This is a genomic window from Shewanella sp. 10N.286.45.A1 (assembly GCF_041470405.1).
Lineage (GTDB): Bacteria > Pseudomonadota > Gammaproteobacteria > Enterobacterales > Shewanellaceae > Shewanella.
In genome coordinates, this window is sequence record NZ_JBFRMK010000314.1 from 1 (window position 1) to 1,347 (window position 1,347).

1 protein-coding gene and 1 pseudogene are annotated in these 1,347 nt (G+C 40.5%); one reads left to right on the forward strand and one right to left on the reverse strand.

Going from position 1 to position 1,347, the window contains the following annotated elements; genetic code table 11:
- Window positions 1–68: 68 nt before the first annotated feature.
- Entirely contained in the window at window positions 69–761 is a 693-nt protein-coding gene (gene rsuA, locus AB4238_RS20070; RefSeq protein ID WP_220739046.1) for a 16S rRNA pseudouridine(516) synthase RsuA, read from the reverse strand.
- Between the two features lie 348 nt (window positions 762–1,109).
- Here rsuA and AB4238_RS20075 point away from each other — a divergent pair.
- A pseudogene (locus AB4238_RS20075) lies at window positions 1,110–1,347 on the forward strand (peptidase M13); the annotation flags it as partial.

Here is a 1,347-nt window from a genome sequence, read left to right on the forward strand (position 1 = left end):
CGGACCATACATTTTTATGAGCTAATTTCGACAGTAATAACGTTGTTAAAGTTGAATGTTTTATAGCGCTATTTTACTGATTGAATCTCAGTCTCTGTCAAAAAGCGCCATTCACCTAGCTCAAGCGTGTTATCTAGCTCTATCTCTCCAACGACTTCACGATGAAGTTTAGTCACCTTGTTACCGACCGCCGCCAGCATACGTTTAACTTGATGGTATTTACCTTCGGTAATGGTCAAACGCGCTTGATGCGTACCCAACAGTTCAAGTATGGCAGGCTTAGTCAGGCCATCTTCATTATTGAGCTGTAACCCAGTAGCGAACTGTTCAATTAAATCTTCAGTTAACGGCTCAGCAGTCTCTAACAAGTAACGCTTGCCACACTCTTTCTTTGGTGAAGTAATCTTGTGTGACCACTTTCCATCAGTGGTGATAAGTACTAACCCTGTGGTATCTGCATCTAAACGACCTGCAATATGCAGGTCTTCAGGTCGAATAACATCAAGCAAACCGATAACTGAAGGATACTCTTCATCAATGGTTGAACAGATAGTATCAACAGGCTTATTAAGCATAATAAAGCGCGGGCCGATAACTTTTAGTATCACACCTTCTAAACGAATTTCGTGCTCGTCAGTCACTTTAAAACCTGAAGTTTTAACCACCTCACCATTACAAGTGACATCCCCACGATGCAGTGCTTTCTTCGCAGAAACACGAGAATGGGAAGTTGACTCACAAATAAATTTATCTAAACGCACAGTAATACTCAGCTATATGACCATAATGGCCGACATTATGAGGGCTACAGATGTAAAGGGCAAAGTTTTGCCAATACTTAAGGCTACGTTTATCACTGCTGTAGAGGCATTCATAACTTAATGCGCTAATAAACATCGACAAATTTAGACGGTAAATAGTTCAGGAAACCTTTTCTTACACATGTTGATTCAATTTAGTCGGTAAGTTTACACCCAAACCGTATTCACAAAGCCTGAAAAACCTTAACATGTGTTACCCAATGTAATTTGTGCTATCTCGATAAAAGCACAAGTGCATCGCTTGATTTATAAAACAAAAACAAATTGACGGTATATAAAGGAAGAAAAATGAAAAAAGTACTCGTTGGGGGCTTATGCGCTTCCCTTATCGTAGGCCTAAGCGCTTGCAATAGCTACACTACAGCCACTAAAGCACCAGAAACAAGCAAAACAGAAGCTGCAGTTGCCGTGCAAAAAGCACTAACTTCAGGCATCGATTTTGCCAATTTCGATAAATCAGTTCGCCCACAGGATGACTTTTACTCTTATGTAAACGGCACTTGGGTTAAGAACACCACTATCCCGA